Annotated in this window: 20 protein-coding genes and 1 pseudogene; 16 read left to right on the forward strand and 5 right to left on the reverse strand. The window is 43.0% G+C overall.

The features are described 5' to 3' along the window. Positions 1-117: 117 nt before the first annotated feature. Positions 118-417: a rhodanese-like domain-containing protein gene (locus F752_RS26135; RefSeq protein WP_152425270.1), complete on the reverse strand. Its 300-nt coding sequence runs from the start codon at positions 415-417 to the stop codon at positions 118-120. Positions 418-520: 103 nt separating this feature from the next. On the opposite strand from F752_RS26135, the gene F752_RS0122330 reads away from it, so the two are divergent. From F752_RS0122330 to F752_RS0122375, 10 genes are all read left to right on the forward strand, one after another. Continuing rightward, positions 521-1327 (forward strand): sulfite exporter TauE/SafE family protein, encoded by an 807-nt coding sequence (locus tag F752_RS0122330; protein WP_017733973.1) that lies wholly within the window; start codon positions 521-523, stop codon positions 1325-1327. Positions 1328-1416: 89 nt separating this feature from the next. Continuing rightward, complete coding sequence (locus tag F752_RS0122335) at positions 1417-2754, forward strand: MBL fold metallo-hydrolase (RefSeq protein ID WP_017733974.1); 1338 nt, start codon at positions 1417-1419, stop codon at positions 2752-2754. Between the two features lie 294 nt (positions 2755-3048). Then, entirely contained in the window at positions 3049-3363 is a 315-nt protein-coding gene (locus tag F752_RS0122340) for a rhodanese-like domain-containing protein (RefSeq protein WP_236614059.1), read from the forward strand. 105 nt (positions 3364-3468) lie between these two features. Then, positions 3469-4062: a TlpA family protein disulfide reductase gene (locus F752_RS0122345; RefSeq protein ID WP_017733976.1), complete on the forward strand. Its 594-nt coding sequence runs from the start codon at positions 3469-3471 to the stop codon at positions 4060-4062. 70 nt (positions 4063-4132) lie between these two features. Further along, positions 4133-4636: a universal stress protein gene (locus F752_RS0122350; RefSeq protein ID WP_017733977.1), complete on the forward strand. Its 504-nt coding sequence runs from the start codon at positions 4133-4135 to the stop codon at positions 4634-4636. A gap of 18 nt (positions 4637-4654) precedes the next feature. Next, positions 4655-4963: a universal stress protein gene (locus F752_RS0122355; RefSeq protein ID WP_262491837.1), complete on the forward strand. Its 309-nt coding sequence runs from the start codon at positions 4655-4657 to the stop codon at positions 4961-4963. A 41-nt stretch (positions 4964-5004) separates the two neighbouring features. Then, entirely contained in the window at positions 5005-5571 is a 567-nt protein-coding gene (locus F752_RS0122360; RefSeq protein WP_017733979.1) for a YeeE/YedE family protein, read from the forward strand. Positions 5572-5583: 12 nt separating this feature from the next. Continuing rightward, the gene (locus F752_RS0122365) at positions 5584-6000 is read left to right on the forward strand and encodes a YeeE/YedE family protein (RefSeq protein WP_017733980.1); all 417 of its coding nucleotides are present in this window, start codon (positions 5584-5586) and stop codon (positions 5998-6000) included. 69 nt (positions 6001-6069) lie between these two features. Then, on the forward strand, positions 6070-6540 hold the full coding sequence (locus F752_RS0122370) for a hypothetical protein (protein ID WP_017733981.1): 471 nt from the start codon (positions 6070-6072) through the stop codon (positions 6538-6540). 210 nt (positions 6541-6750) lie between these two features. Continuing rightward, positions 6751-8040, forward strand: a complete 1290-nt coding sequence (locus F752_RS0122375; protein ID WP_017733982.1) for an MFS transporter — start codon at positions 6751-6753, stop codon at positions 8038-8040. 681 nt (positions 8041-8721) lie between these two features. Here the strand turns inward: F752_RS0122375 and F752_RS0122380 are convergent. The 3 genes from F752_RS0122380 to F752_RS0122400 form a co-directional block, all read right to left on the reverse strand. After that, positions 8722-9147 (reverse strand): DUF1987 domain-containing protein, encoded by a 426-nt coding sequence (locus F752_RS0122380; RefSeq protein ID WP_017733983.1) that lies wholly within the window; start codon positions 9145-9147, stop codon positions 8722-8724. 29 nt (positions 9148-9176) lie between these two features. Further along, a complete protein-coding gene (locus tag F752_RS0122385) occupies positions 9177-10079 on the reverse strand; it encodes a hypothetical protein (protein WP_017733984.1) in 903 nt (300 codons plus the stop codon). A 339-nt stretch (positions 10080-10418) separates the two neighbouring features. Further along, positions 10419-10847 carry a response regulator gene (locus F752_RS0122400; protein WP_017733987.1) on the reverse strand — a complete coding sequence of 143 codons (429 nt, stop codon included), beginning with the start codon at positions 10845-10847 and terminating at the stop codon, positions 10419-10421. Positions 10848-11660: 813 nt separating this feature from the next. Here F752_RS0122400 and F752_RS0122410 point away from each other — a divergent pair. The 6 genes and pseudogenes from F752_RS0122410 (at position 11661) to F752_RS25935 (ending at position 17030) form a co-directional block, all read left to right on the forward strand. Then, a complete protein-coding gene (locus F752_RS0122410) occupies positions 11661-12935 on the forward strand; it encodes a GAF domain-containing protein (protein WP_017733989.1) in 1275 nt (424 codons plus the stop codon). A gap of 91 nt (positions 12936-13026) precedes the next feature. Then, the gene (locus F752_RS0122415) at positions 13027-13947 is read left to right on the forward strand and encodes a class I SAM-dependent methyltransferase (RefSeq protein WP_017733990.1); all 921 of its coding nucleotides are present in this window, start codon (positions 13027-13029) and stop codon (positions 13945-13947) included. Between the two features lie 402 nt (positions 13948-14349). Continuing rightward, entirely contained in the window at positions 14350-14769 is a 420-nt protein-coding gene (locus F752_RS0122420; RefSeq protein ID WP_017733991.1) for a response regulator, read from the forward strand. A gap of 224 nt (positions 14770-14993) precedes the next feature. Continuing rightward, on the forward strand, positions 14994-15278 hold the full coding sequence (locus F752_RS0122425; protein ID WP_017733992.1) for a hypothetical protein: 285 nt from the start codon (positions 14994-14996) through the stop codon (positions 15276-15278). A gap of 226 nt (positions 15279-15504) precedes the next feature. Beyond that, positions 15505-16653 (forward strand): annotated as a pseudogene (locus tag F752_RS0122435) (IS3 family transposase). A 74-nt stretch (positions 16654-16727) separates the two neighbouring features. After that, positions 16728-17030 carry a hypothetical protein gene (locus tag F752_RS25935; protein ID WP_236614061.1) on the forward strand — a complete coding sequence of 101 codons (303 nt, stop codon included), beginning with the start codon at positions 16728-16730 and terminating at the stop codon, positions 17028-17030. A gap of 136 nt (positions 17031-17166) precedes the next feature. Here F752_RS25935 and F752_RS0122440 read toward each other — a convergent pair whose 3' ends face one another. Next, positions 17167-17649 (reverse strand): hypothetical protein, encoded by a 483-nt coding sequence (locus tag F752_RS0122440; protein WP_017733994.1) that lies wholly within the window; start codon positions 17647-17649, stop codon positions 17167-17169. Positions 17650-17823 lie beyond the last annotated feature (174 nt).

Raw genomic sequence — 17823 nt, forward strand, 5'->3', positions numbered from 1 at the left:
AAATAAAAAGGTCGGAAGAAAAAATCTTCCGCCCACTCCTGCATTTCTGCCTGCCTTCCTTCTTTTTCTCAGGCTTTCTTATATTTATATTGCCACAGGCTCATACTGTTTTTTTACCTATAGCAGTAGACCATGTTTTTTTAGCCGCCATCGAAGTTCAGGACCTAAAGCTATTTGCCAATAGAATCCGGCTGGCCAGATATCCCCATAAGCCTGTATGGCAGTAAACACTGATGTCTCATTCCTCGGCAGCTCCTGCAGTCGCTCCCTTAGTTGATCGAACGGAATATGTTGAGCACCCTTATTATCTCCGGCTTCCCATTCTTTAGGCTCCCGCTCATTCAACAGACAGATTCCTGCACCTCTTAGCTTTTCTACCTCATGCCACTGAAAAGTTTCCAGGCGGCCTTCCAGCATATTAAAAAATATCAGACATACTATTCCACCAGGTGATTAATGTAACAAAGGTCACTGAAGGGGCAGCCGGAGGCACTTAGCTTTGTAGCCTAAACTCTAAAAAATGGATATCGCAATAATTCTTGGATACATCGGTGCAGCCCTGGTGGGTATTACCTTAGGCCTGACTGGCGGAGGAGGCTCTATCCTTACCGTTCCCATTATGGTATATCTTTTCGGGCTCAACCCGATGCTGGCAACCGCCTACTCCCTTTTTGTAGTAGGTACTACCTCCCTGGCCGGTAGCATTGGCTTTATGAAGAAGGGGCTGGTGGCTTACCGGGCGGCCATCTTTTATGGAATACCTTCTTTCCTGGCTGTTTTCCTTACCCGCAAATACCTTGTACCAGCCATACCCGACCCGGTGCTGAATGTAGGCGACATCGTACTGACAAAAAGCATCGCCATTATGGCCTTTTTTGCCCTTATTATGCTGGCCGCCTCCTGGTCTATGATTCGTAATAAAAAGAAGGACAGCAGCGAAGGTGGAACTACTGAACCTGATTTTCGCTACCTGCCGCTGGCTATTCAAGGTGCCGTGGTGGGCGTAGTGATCGGAATTGTTGGAGCGGGTGGCGGCTTTCTAATAGTGCCTGCCCTCGTAGTACTGGCAAAAACACCTATGAAGCTTGCCATCGGAACTTCTCTGCTTATAATTTCAGCCAATTCTCTTATCGGGTTTTTAGGAGATGTGGCCAATAGAAGTATTGACTGGTGGTTTCTGGCAGCCTTCGGGCTGCTATCGCTTGCCGGTATTTTTGTAGGGAGCTGGCTATCTACCAAAATAGATGGCAGCAGGCTAAAGAAAGGCTTTGGCTGGTTTGCCCTCCTGATGGGGCTGTTTATTCTTACAAAAGAGCTCTTTTTTTAAAAAGAGGCTCATGTGACAATAGTCACAGATATTGGGCCAGCAGCCTTATATCTTTGTATTACAATTTGAAAAATATAAAAACTAACGATATGAAAATTCAACAATTTGAAGACAAAGGACTGGCACATTTCTCCTATGCCATTCTTAGTGAGGAGAAAAAAGAAATTGTTTTGGTAGACCCTGCCCGAAACCCGCAGCCCTATTATGAGTATGCACTGGCGAATGGTGCCAAAATAACCGGTGTAATTGAGACCCACCCACATGCCGACTTTGTGAGCTCCCACCTGGAAATTCATGAAGCCACCGAAGCTACCATTTACGTCAGCAAAATGGTAGGGGCCGATTACCCCCACCAGGCTTTTGATGAAGGCGATGTGATAGAGCTGGGAGAAATAAAACTCAAAGCCCTTCATACACCCGGCCACTCGCCCGGTAGCATTAGCATTCTGGCCGAAGAAGGTGAAAAAGATATAGCCGTATTTACCGGCGACACCTTATTTATCGGCGATGTTGGCCGTCCTGATTTACGGGAGAAAGCCGGCAACATGACGGCCAAACGGGAAGAACTGGCCCGCCAGATGTACCACAGCACCCGCGAAAAGCTTATGGTGCTGAACGATGAGGTGATAGTATACCCTGCCCACGGCTCGGGTTCCCTTTGCGGCAAAGCTCTGAGCGATGCCCAAAGCAGTACCATTGGAGCAGAAAAACTTGGCAACTATGCGCTCCAGCCAATGAGTGAAGATGAATTTGTAAAGGTATTGCTGGAAGAACAGCCCTTTATTCCTAAGTACTTTGGCTATGATGTTGCACTGAATAAGCAGGGTGCACCGTCTTACCAGCCTTCCCTGAAAGAGGTGAAGAAGTTAGAGAAAAACTTTAGCCCTGAAGCCGGGAGTGTAATAGTGGATGGCCGCCCGCAGGAACAGTTCAAAAGAGGACACCTTAAAGGAGCCATCAATATCCAGAATGGCGGTAAGTTCGAAACTTGGCTGGGCAGTATAGTAGGGCCGGAAGAGAAGTATTACCTCATAGCCGGTTCCGAAGAAGCCTTACAGGAACTGATTGAAAAGGCAGCCAAAATTGGCTATGAACTCAATATTGCCGGGGCTTTTGTATACGAGCAGGAGGCAGGAGAAAGCAGCCCGACCTTCGACAAAGAAGCCTTTGTAAAGCATCAGCAGGACTTTACCATTGTCGACATTCGGAACACCAGCGAAACCAAGGCAGGTAGCTTCTTCGATGGAGCCATAAACATACCCCTGCCGGAATTACGTGAAAGAGCAGGGGAAATCCCTTCTCATAAACCTGTTGTGGTACATTGTGCCGGGGGTTACCGCTCAGCCGCCGGCAGCAGTATACTGGAGAGTACCCTACCAGTAAAAGTGCTGGACATGAGCGAAGCCATTAATGAGCTGAAAAAGTAGTTTTCAGTAAGTCCTATTCAGGAGCAGCAGGGGCGGTAAATACCCTGCTGTTTTCATTTAACAGCTTTTGGCAGAGACAAATGAACTTACTGCCAGAGGCTGTATTTCAAAAAAACTTTAATGAGCTTGAGCCTACTCAACTGAAAATATTGTCAAGCTTCACAAGATAAAAGTAGGTTTTGAGTATTTCTGGCCGGTGACTTTTATCACTGAAAAAGGCCTGTTACTCCCCTACCTTTGCATAAACAGTATCAAAAAAAGACCATGTTTTATTTATTTAAAAGGAACAAGACCATGAATTATGAGAATATCAAGGCCGAAGAGTTTAAAAACATGATAGAGGAAAATCCGAATATGGAAATCCTGGATGTTAGAACAGCCGGCGAGCTGGCACAGGGAATAATCCTCGGAGCCAGTAATATCGATATAATGGACAGCAAATTTGCCGACAAAATCAGTAAGCTCCCTAAAGACAAACCCTACATGGTATACTGCCGCAGTGGAGCCAGAAGTGCGCAGGCCTGTGAAATAATGTCCGGTAAAGACTTTGGCAAACTTTACAACCTGAGCGGTGGCATCAGTCGCTGGCCCTACGAAGCTCAGCGCTGAACCAATTTGAGAATTTAAGGAGGGCTGCCATACTCTTTAAAACTGCCTGTTCTGTAAACCAGCAGGCAGTTTCTTTTAATCCAGAAGCTTTAAGCATAGAATCGAATGAACAAAAAGACAAAAAGAAGTCTGATAGAATACGGCATTTTAGCAGCCATTGCTTTAACGCTGTATGTAAGCGGCCTGCATACCGATTTGATTGGCTTTCTCCAAAGAGGCATGCTGCAAACGGGCTTATTCAGCCCAAACACTGAAGAGGTTAAGAAAGAAAGTCCCGCCGGAAAGCATCTCCCGGCCGATTTCAAGCTGCAGCTCCGAAATGCTGCAGGCGAAAAGGTAAATATGGAAGAGTTTAGAGGCAAAGTAATTTTCATCAACTTCTGGGCTACCTGGTGCCCTCCCTGCGTAGCCGAAATGCCAGGCATCAATAATCTTTATCAGGATGTAAAGGGGGAGGATGTGGTGTTTCTAATGGTATCCCTTGACGATAAGTTTGAAAAGGCTATACGTTTTCAGGAAAAGAAAGGCTTTAACTTTGAGGTACACCAGCTCAATGGATCGCTTCCAGGCATGTATCGAAGCCAGAGCATACCCACCACCTTTGTAGTCGACTCCGGGGGCAATCTGGCGCTTACTCATAAAGGTATGGCCGAATATGATACCGAAGAGTTCAGAAGCTTTCTGCGCAGCCTGAAGTAATCCCTTTTCCCATGTGATAAAAGTCACTGTATAGCGGCCATGCACGTTGTACTTTTGTATAAAAAATGAGATGAAAGAGATATTAGATCCTACTGACTACTCCGAATTATCTGGTTATGCCTTAACACTGGCACATAAATTTACCCGCCAAAGCGGGGCAGAAATTTTTGCCTTAAAAGTGACACAAACCGCTGCAGATGCCCTCTTCACTAAAGATGGCCAGCTCATAGATTCGGGCGATTATGACATGGAAAGCATCCGGAAGGATATGGATGAAAGTAAAACGGCTATTGAAGGCTGGGCTGAAAAATATCAGATTCCCGTAAAGACAGTGGTGAGAACCGGAAAGCTTACAGAGCAGGTGCTGCATTGTATAAAAAAGGAGCAGCCAGACCTGGTAGTAATGGGCACGCATGGCCTTCATGGTCTCCGGGAGCTTATTGCAGACTCCGTCACCGAACAGCTCGTTCGGGAATCTTCCGTCCCCGTCCTTTCTTTGAAATGCGACCGTTCCGATTTAGAAATTAAAAATATTGTGTTGGCAAGCCGGTTTGAGAAAGCATCTTCCAGGTAAATAAATTCCCTAAAGGAACTGCAGCAGGCTTTTGGTGCTACCATTCACCTGTTACGGATTATTACCCCCGGCGATTTTAAAACTACCCGCCAGCTCAAGGCCGCCATGCAGGAATTTGCCGGGCAAAATCAGCTACAAAATGTTGAGTACCATATTTATGCAGCAAAAGAAGTGGAGGAAGGAATTCTGCATTTTACAGAAGATGCCGGCATGGATATGATTAGCCTGGGTGTGGAGCCGGAACGAATTGCAGGGCTGTTCCGAAAAGAGATTTCTGCTGCCCTGGTCAATCATGTGTATCACCCGGTGCTTACCTTTAAAGTTTAACTGGCACCTCCTGAGAACAAATCTAAACCTTAAAAACAATAATGATAGAATTTTTGAGTCAGCCATGGCCTTGGTATGTGGCAGGGCCGCTAATTACTTTAACAATGGTTTTACTGTTGTTGGCCGGAAAAAGTTTTGGCGTTTCAGATACCTTAAGAACCACCTGTGCCATTGGTGGGGCAGGAAAAGTAAGCGATTTCTTCGATTTCGACTGGAGAAGTCAGGCCTGGAACCTTGTATTTGTAATGGGAGCCATTATCGGGGGCTTTATCGCGGCCAGCTGGCTGCAACAGCCCGATCCCATTCCGCTTGCCCAGGCAACCGTAGAAAAGCTACAGGCCCTGGGCATAGAGAATCCCGGAGAAGAGTACCTGCCGGATGAGATATTTAGCTGGGAAGGACTTTTTACGCTTCGGGGCTTTATCATGCTGGTGGTGGGGGGCTTCCTGATAGGTTTTGGTGCCCGCTATGCCGGCGGATGTACCAGCGGCCATGCCATAAGCGGGTTGAGCAATCTACAGCTCCCCTCCCTCATTGCCGTCATCGGCTTCTTTATTGGAGGCCTTATCATGACTTATCTTCTTTTACCTCTTATTTTAACCCTTTAAGCTGTTTATTCCATGAAGAAATATATAAGCTATTTATCCATTGGTGTGCTGTTTGGCATCATCATGACTAAGTCGCAAGCCATTTCCTGGTACCGGATTTATGAGATGTTCCGATTCGATGCCTTTCATATGTATGGCATCATTGGCTCCGCCGTTGTTTTAGGAGTTATTAGTGTGGCCCTGATTAAAAAGTTTAGCGTAAAAAGTACGGAAGGTACTCCTATTACCTTCACAACTAAGAACATGAGTATTCCGCGTTACCTTATTGGTGGCACCATTTTCGGTTTAGGCTGGGCCATGGCCGGAGCCTGTCCCGGCCCTATTTATACCCTCCTTGGGAATGGTTACAGTGTAATTCTGGTTGTGCTGGCAAGCGCACTGCTGGGCACTTTCACCTATGGATTACTCAGAAGCAAACTCCCTCATTAATGTCATTTTTCTTAATACAGAAAGTGCTAAATTGGCTTACACAGAATTTTAAAACTCTGAATATTTAAGATGAACAAGATTAGATTAACCCCGCTGGTTTTATTTCTCCTTAGCAGCCTGTCTTTTATACAAGGGAAGGCCTATGGTCAGGAGCCCTGGAAGCGAGGGCAGCTAATAAAGCCGGCAGTACTGGCCGAAATCATCCAAAACAAAGAAAAAGAAGCACCACTTATAATAGGGGTGAATCCTGAAGGTATGTATGGCCTGGATAAAGGGGAAGGCATAAAAGGGGTGCAGACCTTTGGCTCAGCCGATGAGCCGGAAAACCTGGCGAAACTAAAAGGGGCTTTGGAAGATATACCTCGCGATAAGGAAATTGTGCTGTACTGTGGCTGCTGCCCCATGCATATGTGCCCGAACATCCGTCCGGCATTTAGCCTCCTCAACGAGATGGATTTTACCAATCACAAACTCTTAGAACTTCAAAAAAACCTGCAGGTAGACTGGATTAATAAAGACTATCCGGTGCAGGACAAGTAAGAGTTTAAAATACCAGTATGCAGCAGGGGAGCCAGAAATGGTTCCTCTTCTTTTTTAAAGTCAAGGAACCTTCAGCTTTATTCCCTACCAAATAATGTTCTATTTTTTGGTAGGGAATAAAGAAACAAAATATATCCACCTCTGCCCTGTTTAATCCTTTTGTAACCAAAGTCACTGAAATCCCTGATAAGCAAGGTTAATTTTGCCTCAATGAATACAAAAAAGCGGATGGTCATAAATAAATCAGAAGAAAGCTCAACGGTCAGACTGGGGTTAAAAGAAAACTGGCGTCAGTTTTTGCTGCTTGTCATCATTAATGGCTTTGTAGGAGGCATGGTCGGCCTGGAGCGGAGTATTCTGCCACAGCTGGCTGAAGTGGAATTCCATATTGAAGCTAAAACGGCTATTCTTTCCTTTATTATTGTATTTGGTGTTTTTAAAGCAGCTTCCAATTATTTTACAGGAAACCTGGCAAATAAGCTGGGAAGGAAAAAGCTGCTGGTATGGGGATGGATTTTCGGTATTCCCGTGCCATTCATCCTCATGTATGCAGGAAGCTGGAGCTGGATTATTTTCGCCAATATCTTACTCGGTATCAATCAGGGGCTTGCTTGGAGCAGTACGGTGGTGATGAAGATTGATATCGTGGGTGAGAAGCAGCGTGGTCTTGCCATGGGCCTGAATGAATTTGCCGGTTACCTCTCTGTTGCATTAGTTGCTTTTCTAACAGGCTACATTGCGGCAGAATATGGGTTACGTCCTTATCCTTTTTATCTGGGAATCGGCCTGGCATTTATCGGCTTTTTTGCCAGTCTGTTGCTTGTAAAAGAGACGCAACAACACGTTCGGCAGGAATCCACCAGTAGTCCTATGAGCAGGCTTAAAAGTGTATTCAGGGAAACCAGCTGGAAAGACCGTAACCTTGGCTCTGTTACACAGGCAGGCCTGGTAAATAATTTAAATGATGGAATGATGTGGGGACTCCTGCCTTTGATATTAACAACCAAAGGCTTTAGCCTGGAGCAGGTAGGATGGATAACAGCGGCCTACCCTGCCGTGTGGGGACTTGGTCAGCTTTTTACCGGCAATATGGTCGACCATTCCAATAAGAAACGGATGCTTTATGGAGGTATGTTTCTCCAGGGCGTGACCATTCTCCTGCTGCTCTTTGCCGATACCTTTGCACAATACATAGCTCTTGCCATTGCCTTAGGGCTGGGAACCGCTTTGGTGTACCCGACCTTTCTTGCCACCATTGCTGGATTTACACATCCCATGGACCGGGCAGGCAGCCTGGGTATTTTTCGTTTCTGGCGAGACTTAGGCTATGCCATTGGTGCTATTTTAACCGGCTTTTTAGCAGACATGCTGGGAATGCGTGTTCCTGTGCTGGTTATCGGTTTGCTCACCCTTCTTTCTGCCACTATAATTATGGTTCGGATGCGCACAACACCATCAGTCACAAAGAAACCACTGGAAGGAAAACATATAAATCCTTAAAAGCTTTTTTAAAATATTGGTCCCTTTTTGTAGCTCAATCAACAATAAATAAATTTAAATGCTCAACCACAGTATTTTATCCTTGTAAAAAACTTTCTGTATCGGAATATAGGCCATTTTTGTGTAACGGAAAAAGAATAACTTAATGAATTCTTTATTTCCTCGTTTTGCCTTTGTTCTAACTTATTTGCTCTATAATGGGTTTTAGATGGAGCTACTCCGCATTAGGTTCGGTATTTTTATTTCTAAACTTGTTCCTTCCCGTTATTTTACTAATAACTTCTCTTAATTCGTTATTTAACTCCTCCCTATCGTTAAATTCAGATTTGGGAGAATTAACAAAGCTTTTTCTTCAGCTTGTTCTTTTTGAATATTGGACTCTTCCACGGAAATATAAAAGAAGATAAATTATTGTAGTTGGTCGTTCTACGGCCGAAAACATTTTTTATTACAATGGTGCGCACCATATTTTTCCCCTTCTAAAAGGAAGAGCAGTAGTGCTGTAGCTATAAAAGACTAACAGAGAAATTTTATCTCCGCCAGCCTTTTTATTTTATCTACCCCTAAACATCTTAAAAAAATAATATATAGAAAAAATAAGTCTCAAATATAAAATCAAAATTTGATTTGGATATAAGAAAGTAGGAATTACCTCAGGAGATATTTGGTGGTGCTTTAAGGTCAGCTGACACATTTCCAATTACATTCCCCCATTACACCACCTAAAAAATCCTTTTCAGGGAGAACCTGAAAATCAAGTCCAATTTCATTTTTAAACTCTTCAATCTCCTCCTTCATGGAATCATCGCCTTCAATATAATTCCATTCCATTCTTACCTTTACTCCAGCTTTTTCTTGAAGACCTTTTATTGCAGTTACAAGGTCGAATAAACATCTTAAGGAAACTGTGTTAAAGTACTTAAGATAAATATACACCTCCAGGCTTTTCTTTCCAGATGCTGCAAATTCCTGAATCTTATTCATCAAAACTGAATATTGATAAATAATATCCTCGCCAAAGGATTTACCTTTTATTTGTAACTTTCCATAAGGGTCAAACCTGATAAACGGGCTCGCATCCTTGGCGGAAATTTCTAGCGTTTTCATATTTGAATCAAGGGTAGATTTTATCCTTATCAGTTAATAATATTGTTTCTGATGGATTGGGTGAGAAAGGTAATTTCATTCAGGTTTTCGGGTGAAATTTTCACAGTGCTGGTACTGTTATCTTCCACCACCAGATAATCTCCCACTTCATTGAAAGTAGGTTTAGCATAGGTGTAGGTCATTTCAACTTTGGAAAAGGCATCAGCAAGAGGCTGTAGCTCTTCCTGATATTTTGCCATACTGGAATTGTCTGTGCTGTAAAAACTGAACAACAGCATGATTTTATCCATAATGGCTTTTTGCTCGCCAATCCGCTCGACCAACACCTGATTGCCTGGGTTCTCCTCCGCTACCTGACAGGCTATATGCAGGGCTTCCAGCCATCCGCCTGTCAGAACAAGGAGACTGAGGTTGGAGCGTTTCTGCTCCTGAAGATAAGTGTTGATTTGATTAAAGTTCCTGGTCGTCAGGTAGAGCAGGGAATCCATGCGGTTACTGTTGAGAGCTAAACGCTTGATGGTGGTAAAATCAAAATACTGGCTAAGGCTCAATTCATCGGCTAAACCTTTTATGGCATTATAATAAAAGATGGCATCCTGGTTCTGGTCATAAATTTTTGTATAACCAAGGTCGGTGCCGTAAATCCCCAGGTTGATAGCCATTTCATAACTGGTGTTATAGGCTGTGATTTTCTTCGGATCATGGAGCATAGAACTACCATAACTGCTGCCCGTCTGCTTAATCAAAACCGAGGTTTCCAGAGGGGAGGGTATTTGTTGCAGGATATCTGATATAACCTCTTCGGATACTTCCGGCTTTGCAATTTGAGCGCTGCCCAATGCCTTTTTATAAAACTCGGCATTTGGACTTTCATTTACATCACATGAGCAGAAGGCAAAAAAGAACGGCAGAATCAGTAAAAGTTTTTTCATTGAAGGTTAAATTTAGGTTGAAAAAAATAAGTGGTATTTTGAAATGCTCGAGCTGTTTAACTGCTTATTAAAAATTGGTAAAGCGGCAGGCGCTTACTGGATGAAAAACAAAAAAAATTCATTCACTCCCGGTTCAACCCCCTACATACATTCAAAAGCTATAATTATAGAATGATGTCTCTTGGTGGTAAAGCCTGCTGACCTGCCATTCAAAAACCAAGGGGAACCGGATAAAATGGCTGTACCGGAATTTAAAGTTTCTCTCTGGACCTGGTAAAGATGAATTTTGCTCTTTTACGGGATGGAAAACTATTTAGTTTCCCATTACAGAAACAATTTTTATTTATTTCGAAATAAGGCTGCCTGAAGCTTTTCAGGAGTTAACGGTTTGACTATATAATCAAGGATTTTATACTCCTTTGCTTTTGCAGTATCTAACCGATGAATAGATGAAGAAAGGATAATGACATCAATTTTATGAATGGGTAATTCCGTGCGGGAATTAAGTTCATCTAAAAACTCAAACCCATCCCAAAAAGGCATATTGATATCTAAGAGAATTAAAAGAGACTTTGGATGGTCTTTTGGTATATAGCAATTTTCGATAAATGAAAGTGCTTCTTCTACATTTTCAGTTTTCTCAATATCATTACAGAGTTTCATTTCTGAAATGATTGCTTCATTAAGATAATTCGTGATGGGATCATCATCAACCAATAATATGCAATCAATCTGATTTTCATCATCCAAATATTTGAATTTTGACATATCATTTCATGTTAAGGTGCTATTAATGCCAAAGGGGTCTAAAACCATATTCTGCTTCTCTAAAAGAACAATAAATTGCACTGCAATGATACACTTTTAATTAGGTATATTTTATCCTATTAAATTCTGTAAGTAAAACAGGCAAAGAATGCCTCAATGCAGCTGACAATAAAAAAGCCCAACAAAATTTTTACATCCTGTTGGGCTTCGTGAGGTTAAAATGTATTCAGTCTAAAAAATTCTTTGGTAGCTTAAAAAATAGTTGCTTAGGTATCCATACGGAAGAAGATGATAAGAGTTTAGAATAATGTGCTAAAAAATTATTTTGGTGAATCTGAAACAGTTTTCTTTTGGCAAAAGAAACTCAGACTATCTAAAGAGTAGTAAAGGTGGTCCGCCTTCCTGTTTTGTTGCCCTCCTGGCTTTTTGCCATATCTTCAAACCGTTCAGAAAAGCCATCAGCAAATATCTACTCCTTTTGCTTAAAAGCTACAAAGGACTTGATTTTAAAATATTGTTCAAAATGAGCTGATTTTTACGAATAAAGAATTCTTTTATTACACAGTGTTACCCTACTATCACCCATCATATATCTCCCTTCAAATGTTGACTAACAATATATAGGTGTTACAAAAGCTATTACTAGACAATTTATTAGGCACCCAGTAAGAGCGATGTACTCTCATTTATTTACTTTCTATATTTTATTTTTTCCTTACATATACTGCCCGGAGGTAATAAAACTACTCACTTACTACCGCCGTATATGCCCCGGTATCCAAAACTTTTTCCTTAACCAACCAAACTTGTTTCATGAAATTTATTTCAAACTTAGGAAGGCAATCAGCGCTGGACGAAGAAGTAAACAGCGCTATTTCTTTTTCAAACTGGATTAGCCTGTTGATTGTAGGAGCTTCGCTTGGCTGCACCCTTCTTAGCTATAACCTTTCCGCCGAACTGGTGCTGATAAGCTGGCTTTTTACTTTTATTAATGCCTCCTGCCTGCTCTTGAATGCGGGAGGCTATTTTTTCAGTTCCCGTTATATCCTTAGTATCGCTCCCAGTTTATACCTGGCCATTCTCCAGATCGCCATCAAGTTACCCGACCAGAAGATGATGGTAGCCGTATTACTTATACAAACTGGTATGCTCACCGTTCCATGGATGATGTTCCGCTTCCATGAAAAGACAGGCTTAATATTGGTAAACCTTGTGAATGTTGCGCTTATCCTGTGCAGCATTTACCTGCCAGGGCAAAATACTTCAGGGATGGATAACAGTATTTATCACCTGGGAATAGGCACCGATTTCGGCTTACTCATTTCCGTTTTCGGCACCATCAGCATTACGGCCCTTGCCAGGGGTATGCAGCAACGTACCCAGAAAAAAAACCGGCAGCTACTTACTCAAATGGAGGAAAAAAATCAGAAAATGGAGAAAGACCGTGAGAAGATGAAGGAGTACATCCGGCAGGTAGAGGAAGCACAGGCTCAGGAAAAAAAGCGCCGCTGGATCAGCCAGAGCATTCAGGAGCTGGGCGACATTGTGCGCTATCAGAAAGATGAACAGGAAATATTTGACCGTATTATCAGCAGGGTAGTAAAAAGCCTGGGCGCCAACCAGGGGTCTTTCTATCAGGTAGAAGAGCAGGAGGAGCGAAAGTTTATAGAGCTAAAGTCATGCTATGCCTATGACCGCAAAAAGTTTGTTGCCCAAAGCCTTAAACCTGGAGAAGGGCTCATCGGCCAGTGTTATTTTGAGAAGGAGCCCATCTATTTAACCGATATTCCTCAAGGATATACCTATATCACCTCTGGACTCGGAGAAGCGACGCCTACCTCACTTATCCTTATCCCGCTCATGTTTAACGATAAAGTAGAAGGAATCATGGAGGTGGCATCTTTCAAGCTACTGGAAGATTACCAGCATGAATACCTGGAAGGGGTAGCTAGTTTGCTGGGGAACTTCATTTATAATGAACGCCTGCTCAAAAAGCAGTTTTCCATTGATGTGGAAATGACTTCCCGGCGCTTTCCTGAGCCCCGGATGCTTTCCACAAAAAAAGACAGAAAGCCAGTGCTGGCGTAATCTGCTGCCACCTTTAAACCAGACCTCCTTCTTTCGTCCACAACGGACCGGGAGGAATTCAGAAACCATAGTTAAATCTAACTGAAGATATATGCGTACATCTTTATCACAAGCGACTACCACTCTTTCTAAAGAAGAAATATTTGTCCTCTTCGATCAACTACTTTTAAAAGGAGGACCAGAGCCGGAAGAATATGATGAGTTAAACCAGGTGCTTAAGCAATTGCCGGTTCTTCTGCAAAAAAAGGAGATGGATGCAGCAGAACTGCAGGAGATTATTGAAAGATGCTCTTTCCTGAAAACAGCCTCTTCCATTATGGGGCATATCCGGCAAAAGCCTTTTGGCTACGCCGGCGACTATTCCATTATCGACCGCATTTATTTGAAAGAGGTATCTGAGGAATTCAGGAAGTGGGATGATTTCTCCGTTAATCATCTTGCTGCTGAAGCAGTCCGGAACCGCAAGGACTTTTTTCTGAAGATGATGCAGCAGAAGCTCAGGGGCCCCGAAAGGCTCCGTCTGCTGAATGTAGCCAGCGGCCCTGCAAGGGATCTCTGCCAGCTTTACCATCATCTTCAACCCGACAGCCTGCAGTCTACCTGCATAGAATATGACAAAAGGGCCATCAGCCATGCGCAAAAAGTATGTGATCGTTACCTGCAGCAGATCTCTTTTATTAATGAGAATATATTCCGCTTCGATACTGAGGATCAGTATGAAGTGGTATGGTCCGCCGGGCTTTTCGATTATTTCGACAACAAAACCTTTGTCAGAGTGCTGCGGAAGCTCATCAAATGGGCAGCTCCTGGAGGTGAAGTAATTGTTGGGAACTTCTCTAACGACAACCCCAGCAGAGCCTATATGGAAATATTCGGGGACTGGCACCTGCAGCACAGGAGCCCTGGTGAACTAAAGCTGCTCGCCCTGGAAGCCGGAGCCCTTCCGGGACAGGTAAGGATAGATACAGAGCCCTTAGGAATCAACTTGTTCCTGAGAATCAGAAAAGATTAATCCTCTTCTTACATCTTTAAGCCTGTTGAGCATTAGAGTTCAACAGGCTGTTTTAAGTTTCTCTCACCTCTACAACCTTTTACTATAAACACCATCCAACTGGCTCTTTCTGCTGCTGAGGACACCATCTTTATTCCAGGTGAACTGCTAAAGAAAAAAGGCAGGCACGTTTATTTCATCTACTTTTTTTATGGCCTCTCTTTTTAATTAGCTTTCCAATTTATAGATTGCTCTTCAATAATTTATTGTTTTCCATTTACCAACCATTCCTCCTGGGGAACGTAAAAGGAACCAATAAAAACATTGAGGTTAAGCTGTTTTATTGTTTTGTATGTTGACTATCAGTAAATGATGAGCTGAGCAGCTCAAATCCTTTTTTAATGATTTTAATTTTTTAACTGAATGCCTGGGAAATTGAATAGCATCCTGCTGGTAGATGATGATCGGACAACCAATCATTTCAACAAGCTCCTGCTGGAAGGGATGGACCTTGCAGAAAGCATCCAAATAGCCTATGACGGGCAGGAAGCATTGTCGCTGATCGGGGATGGTACCGCCAATGCGAAAGGTATGCCTTCTCCACAGGCTTCTTTAGTTTTTCTGGACCTTTACATGCCCATGATGAATGGACTGGAATTTCTCAGAGCATTAGAAAAGCACAATAAGGACTGGCGGCAGGAATTCTATGTCGTGCTGCTGACCTCCGGTAACCAAGCCGCGGATATAGAATTGGCTAAAAGCTATAAAGTAGCAAATGTTCTCAAAAAGCCCCTCACCACCGAAAAGGTAAAACTGGTTTTAAAGGAAGCCTTCAAAGGATAGAGAGAGCAGCTATAAAAGCGCCCACTTTAGGCACCGGGATGCAGGGCTGGCTCCCCAAATTTATAATATCACTCTTTCTTACACAGAAAAACCACCGCTCCAAGAAACGATTGCTTTTGGTTAATGGTAAATAAACTATTTTTAAAGCTCATTCTTGCCAGAATTCACACATTCTACTTAATCGTATTCTTTATTATTAGTATTACAGACCGACCTCCGGAAGCATGCTTGGAATTAGTTTCTATACAATCGAATATCAATGTGCATTTTCTGAGCCTGATGTTTGGAAGCCATTAGAGGTTTATATGTGGCAGACAGCAGAAGCTGCTTTATTTATGGATTTCTGCGATACATTTCATGAGCTGGCCAGGCGTGACCAGGGGGAACTTTTTTATCACATCGATGATGCAAAATTATTGATGAGGTTCTGCCAAAAGAAATGGGCCAGGCATAAATTCCGGATGAAAGAGAGGGTGTTTCCTTTTAAGGATCTGCTTACGCTCAATTAAAAATCAACTTGTAGGTTAACTTTTCCAATAGTGCAGGCACAAATACTGATGACGGAGAAAGCCAGCAACTCTACCGTTTCGTGAGAGCAACACTCCCCTCGTCTTTTACTATCTTATGCAATGAATTAGTACACTTCTTACTTTGTTGACCTCCCCCCAATAAATTGGACCAATGTAAAGTAGGGAAATCGGGCAATTTTACTAACTTAAACAAAAGGAGATTGCCATGAAAAAGTCAAAATTTACAGAGGCCCAAATCATATTTGCCATTAAGCAATCCGAGACAGGAACCCGGGTGGAGGAAGTATGTAGGAAGATGGGAATTAGCGAAGCTACTTTTTACAACCGCAGCGGCGGACCGCTGGAAGAAAAAGTATGGAGGTTTGGGGGTGTCAGAACTGCGCAAGCTTCGGCAGCTGGAACCGGGCCGCCGGGCGGAAGAAAATTATCAACTGAAGAAGTTGGTGGCTGACCTGAGCCTTGATAAGCAAATGCTTCAGGATGTTTTGAAAAAAAAGCTTTAAGGCCAGGCCTTTTGAGGGGCCTGGCCAAAAGCTTAATCAACGACTATGGTATCCCAATCAGAAGGGCCTGTGCAGTAATCTTGTTACATCGGTCCCTGTGGTACTATGCATCCAAGGCACGTGACTCTTCAGTAATAAGAAAACGAATGCACGAGATAGCTCAGGTACGGATCCGATACGGCTACTGGCGCATTTTTACCTTGCTAAGGAGGGAAGGCTGGCCAGACAATCATAAGCGTGTTTATCGCATATACAAAGAAGAAGGACTGAATTTACGCAGTAAGAGGCCTAGGAGAAACAGAATGGCGGCTCAACGATTGGACCGCCCACAGCTCTCTAATATAAACCAGTGCTGGAGTATGGATTTTGTGGCCGATCAGCGTAGCGACGCCCGGCTCTTTGATGGCAGGAAGTTCAGGTCCTTAACTGTAGTTGATAATTTTAGTCGGAAATGCCTGGCAATTCAGGTAGGCCAGTCCATCAAAGGCATAGATGTGGTAGAAGTTATGGAGCAGGTTAAGCAGGGTACTGGCGCTGTTCCGCAGCGTATTCAGGTGGATAATGGTAGTGAATTTATTTCAAAAGCGCTGGATAAATGGGCCTATGACAACAGAGTCACTTTAGATTTCTCCCGACCAGGAAAACCCACAGATAATCCTTATATTGAATCTTTCAATGGAAGCTTCCGGGATGAGTGTCTGAATGTGAACTGGTTCTTATCACTGGAAGATGCGCAGGAAAAAGTAGAGGCATGGAGGCAGGAATATAATTGCTTCAGACCCCATAGCTCGTTGGGGGATTTAACACCCGAAGAGGCGGTTCAACGACTGAACTTAAGCCCGATTTCTTGATTTTACAGTGGCCCTAAATTTGGGAGGACCTCAAAGAACGGCTACGAAAGCTTGCAGAGGTGTGGAAAGGATGGGTGAACAACTACCGCTTAGCGAGTATTCATTTAAAACTCCAAACCCTCGACAAGTGGCAAAGAGCCCGACTAAGATACTGCATCTGGCACGATTGGAAAAAGCCCGAGAGAAAACGTAAAAACTTAATACGATTAGGACTGGAAAAGGGGCTTGCTTACGCCTTTAGTCGGACGAGAATGGGAGGATGGGCGGTAGCTCAGAGCCCTATACTTTTTACGACTGTTACCCCATCCAGACTCAGGAGGAAAGGTTACGAATCTATGCTTTCTTACTACCTGAAAACGCACCCTCAGATTCAATGAACCGACGTATACGAGACCCGTACGTACGGTGGTGTGTGAGGCGCTCCGGTGGACCTACAAGTTCACCGGCCGTCTACACGATTGTGCTTAGTGTTAATTTATTTCCTGCACTAAAATTAAAAGAATTACCTCCAGTTTAGTATTCCTCTAGTATAATGTGATGCACATAAAGTGCGTATTTATCATAAGTATCCGTTGAATATTGTAACGAACTTCCGTTTTGAAAAAAGCCTTCTTTAAGAGGAGAAAGCCTAAAAGTATATTCTACACCATCAATAGAAATCATTTTGTCTCTCTCACCCTGAAACTCATCTACAATCAGGTATTCATTATTTTCAAGGACTTCAGAAAGTTCATCGGGCATAAGTCCGGTTTGTTCTACATATGAAACATGACTTTCTTTTTCAGCCATTAACTCCTCCCATGACCTCATCCCGTAGCTGAAACCATATTTAAATTCTGAAGTGGAGATTTGATTTGTTTCAAATAAATTTTGTCCGGACTCATCCACAAAATTTATGAAATGATATTGCGGCAGAATATCCTCTCCAGGTTCTTCTTCTTTTTCACAAGCAATACATAAAGGAACAAAGAGGAGAACCAAAAGTAGCTTTCTCATAAGGTCAAGTTTTTTATGGTTGTATAAAAATAGGTGCTTTAACACAAGACACGGGCTTCTTCCAAAAAGTTGTATTCTTATTTTGCCAGAAAAAATTTCATCTAAACATTGAGCAGTAGAGTAGGCCCTGATAGTCTACAGTTAAATTTTATCAAAAGATAATAAAAATCTGTA

The organism is Nafulsella turpanensis ZLM-10 (genome assembly GCF_000346615.1).
Taxonomy (GTDB): Bacteria; Bacteroidota; Bacteroidia; order Cytophagales; family Cyclobacteriaceae; genus Nafulsella; species Nafulsella turpanensis.

Coding starts and splice junctions, on each gene's coding strand:
- F752_RS0122375 (WP_017733982.1), top strand. CDS start 6,751: ATGAATACAAAAAAGCGGATGGTCATAAATAAATCAGAAGAAAGCTCA.
- F752_RS0122440 (WP_017733994.1), bottom strand. CDS start 17,649: ATGAGAAAGCTACTTTTGGTTCTCCTCTTTGTTCCTTTATGTATTGCT.
- F752_RS0122415 (WP_017733990.1), top strand. CDS start 13,027: ATGCGTACATCTTTATCACAAGCGACTACCACTCTTTCTAAAGAAGAA.
- F752_RS0122350 (WP_017733977.1), top strand. CDS start 4,133: ATGAAAGAGATATTAGATCCTACTGACTACTCCGAATTATCTGGTTAT.
- F752_RS0122385 (WP_017733984.1), bottom strand. CDS start 10,079: ATGAAAAAACTTTTACTGATTCTGCCGTTCTTTTTTGCCTTCTGCTCA.
- F752_RS0122400 (WP_017733987.1), bottom strand. CDS start 10,847: ATGTCAAAATTCAAATATTTGGATGATGAAAATCAGATTGATTGCATA.
- F752_RS0122360 (WP_017733979.1), top strand. CDS start 5,005: ATGATAGAATTTTTGAGTCAGCCATGGCCTTGGTATGTGGCAGGGCCG.
- F752_RS0122370 (WP_017733981.1), top strand. CDS start 6,070: ATGAACAAGATTAGATTAACCCCGCTGGTTTTATTTCTCCTTAGCAGC.
- F752_RS0122365 (WP_017733980.1), top strand. CDS start 5,584: ATGAAGAAATATATAAGCTATTTATCCATTGGTGTGCTGTTTGGCATC.
- F752_RS0122345 (WP_017733976.1), top strand. CDS start 3,469: ATGAACAAAAAGACAAAAAGAAGTCTGATAGAATACGGCATTTTAGCA.
- F752_RS0122340 (WP_236614059.1), top strand. CDS start 3,049: ATGAATTATGAGAATATCAAGGCCGAAGAGTTTAAAAACATGATAGAG.
- F752_RS26135 (WP_152425270.1), bottom strand. CDS start 417: ATGCTGGAAGGCCGCCTGGAAACTTTTCAGTGGCATGAGGTAGAAAAG.
- F752_RS0122380 (WP_017733983.1), bottom strand. CDS start 9,147: ATGAAAACGCTAGAAATTTCCGCCAAGGATGCGAGCCCGTTTATCAGG.
- F752_RS0122410 (WP_017733989.1), top strand. CDS start 11,661: ATGAAATTTATTTCAAACTTAGGAAGGCAATCAGCGCTGGACGAAGAA.
- F752_RS0122425 (WP_017733992.1), top strand. CDS start 14,994: ATGCTTGGAATTAGTTTCTATACAATCGAATATCAATGTGCATTTTCT.
- F752_RS0122330 (WP_017733973.1), top strand. CDS start 521: ATGGATATCGCAATAATTCTTGGATACATCGGTGCAGCCCTGGTGGGT.
- F752_RS0122335 (WP_017733974.1), top strand. CDS start 1,417: ATGAAAATTCAACAATTTGAAGACAAAGGACTGGCACATTTCTCCTAT.
- F752_RS0122420 (WP_017733991.1), top strand. CDS start 14,350: ATGCCTGGGAAATTGAATAGCATCCTGCTGGTAGATGATGATCGGACA.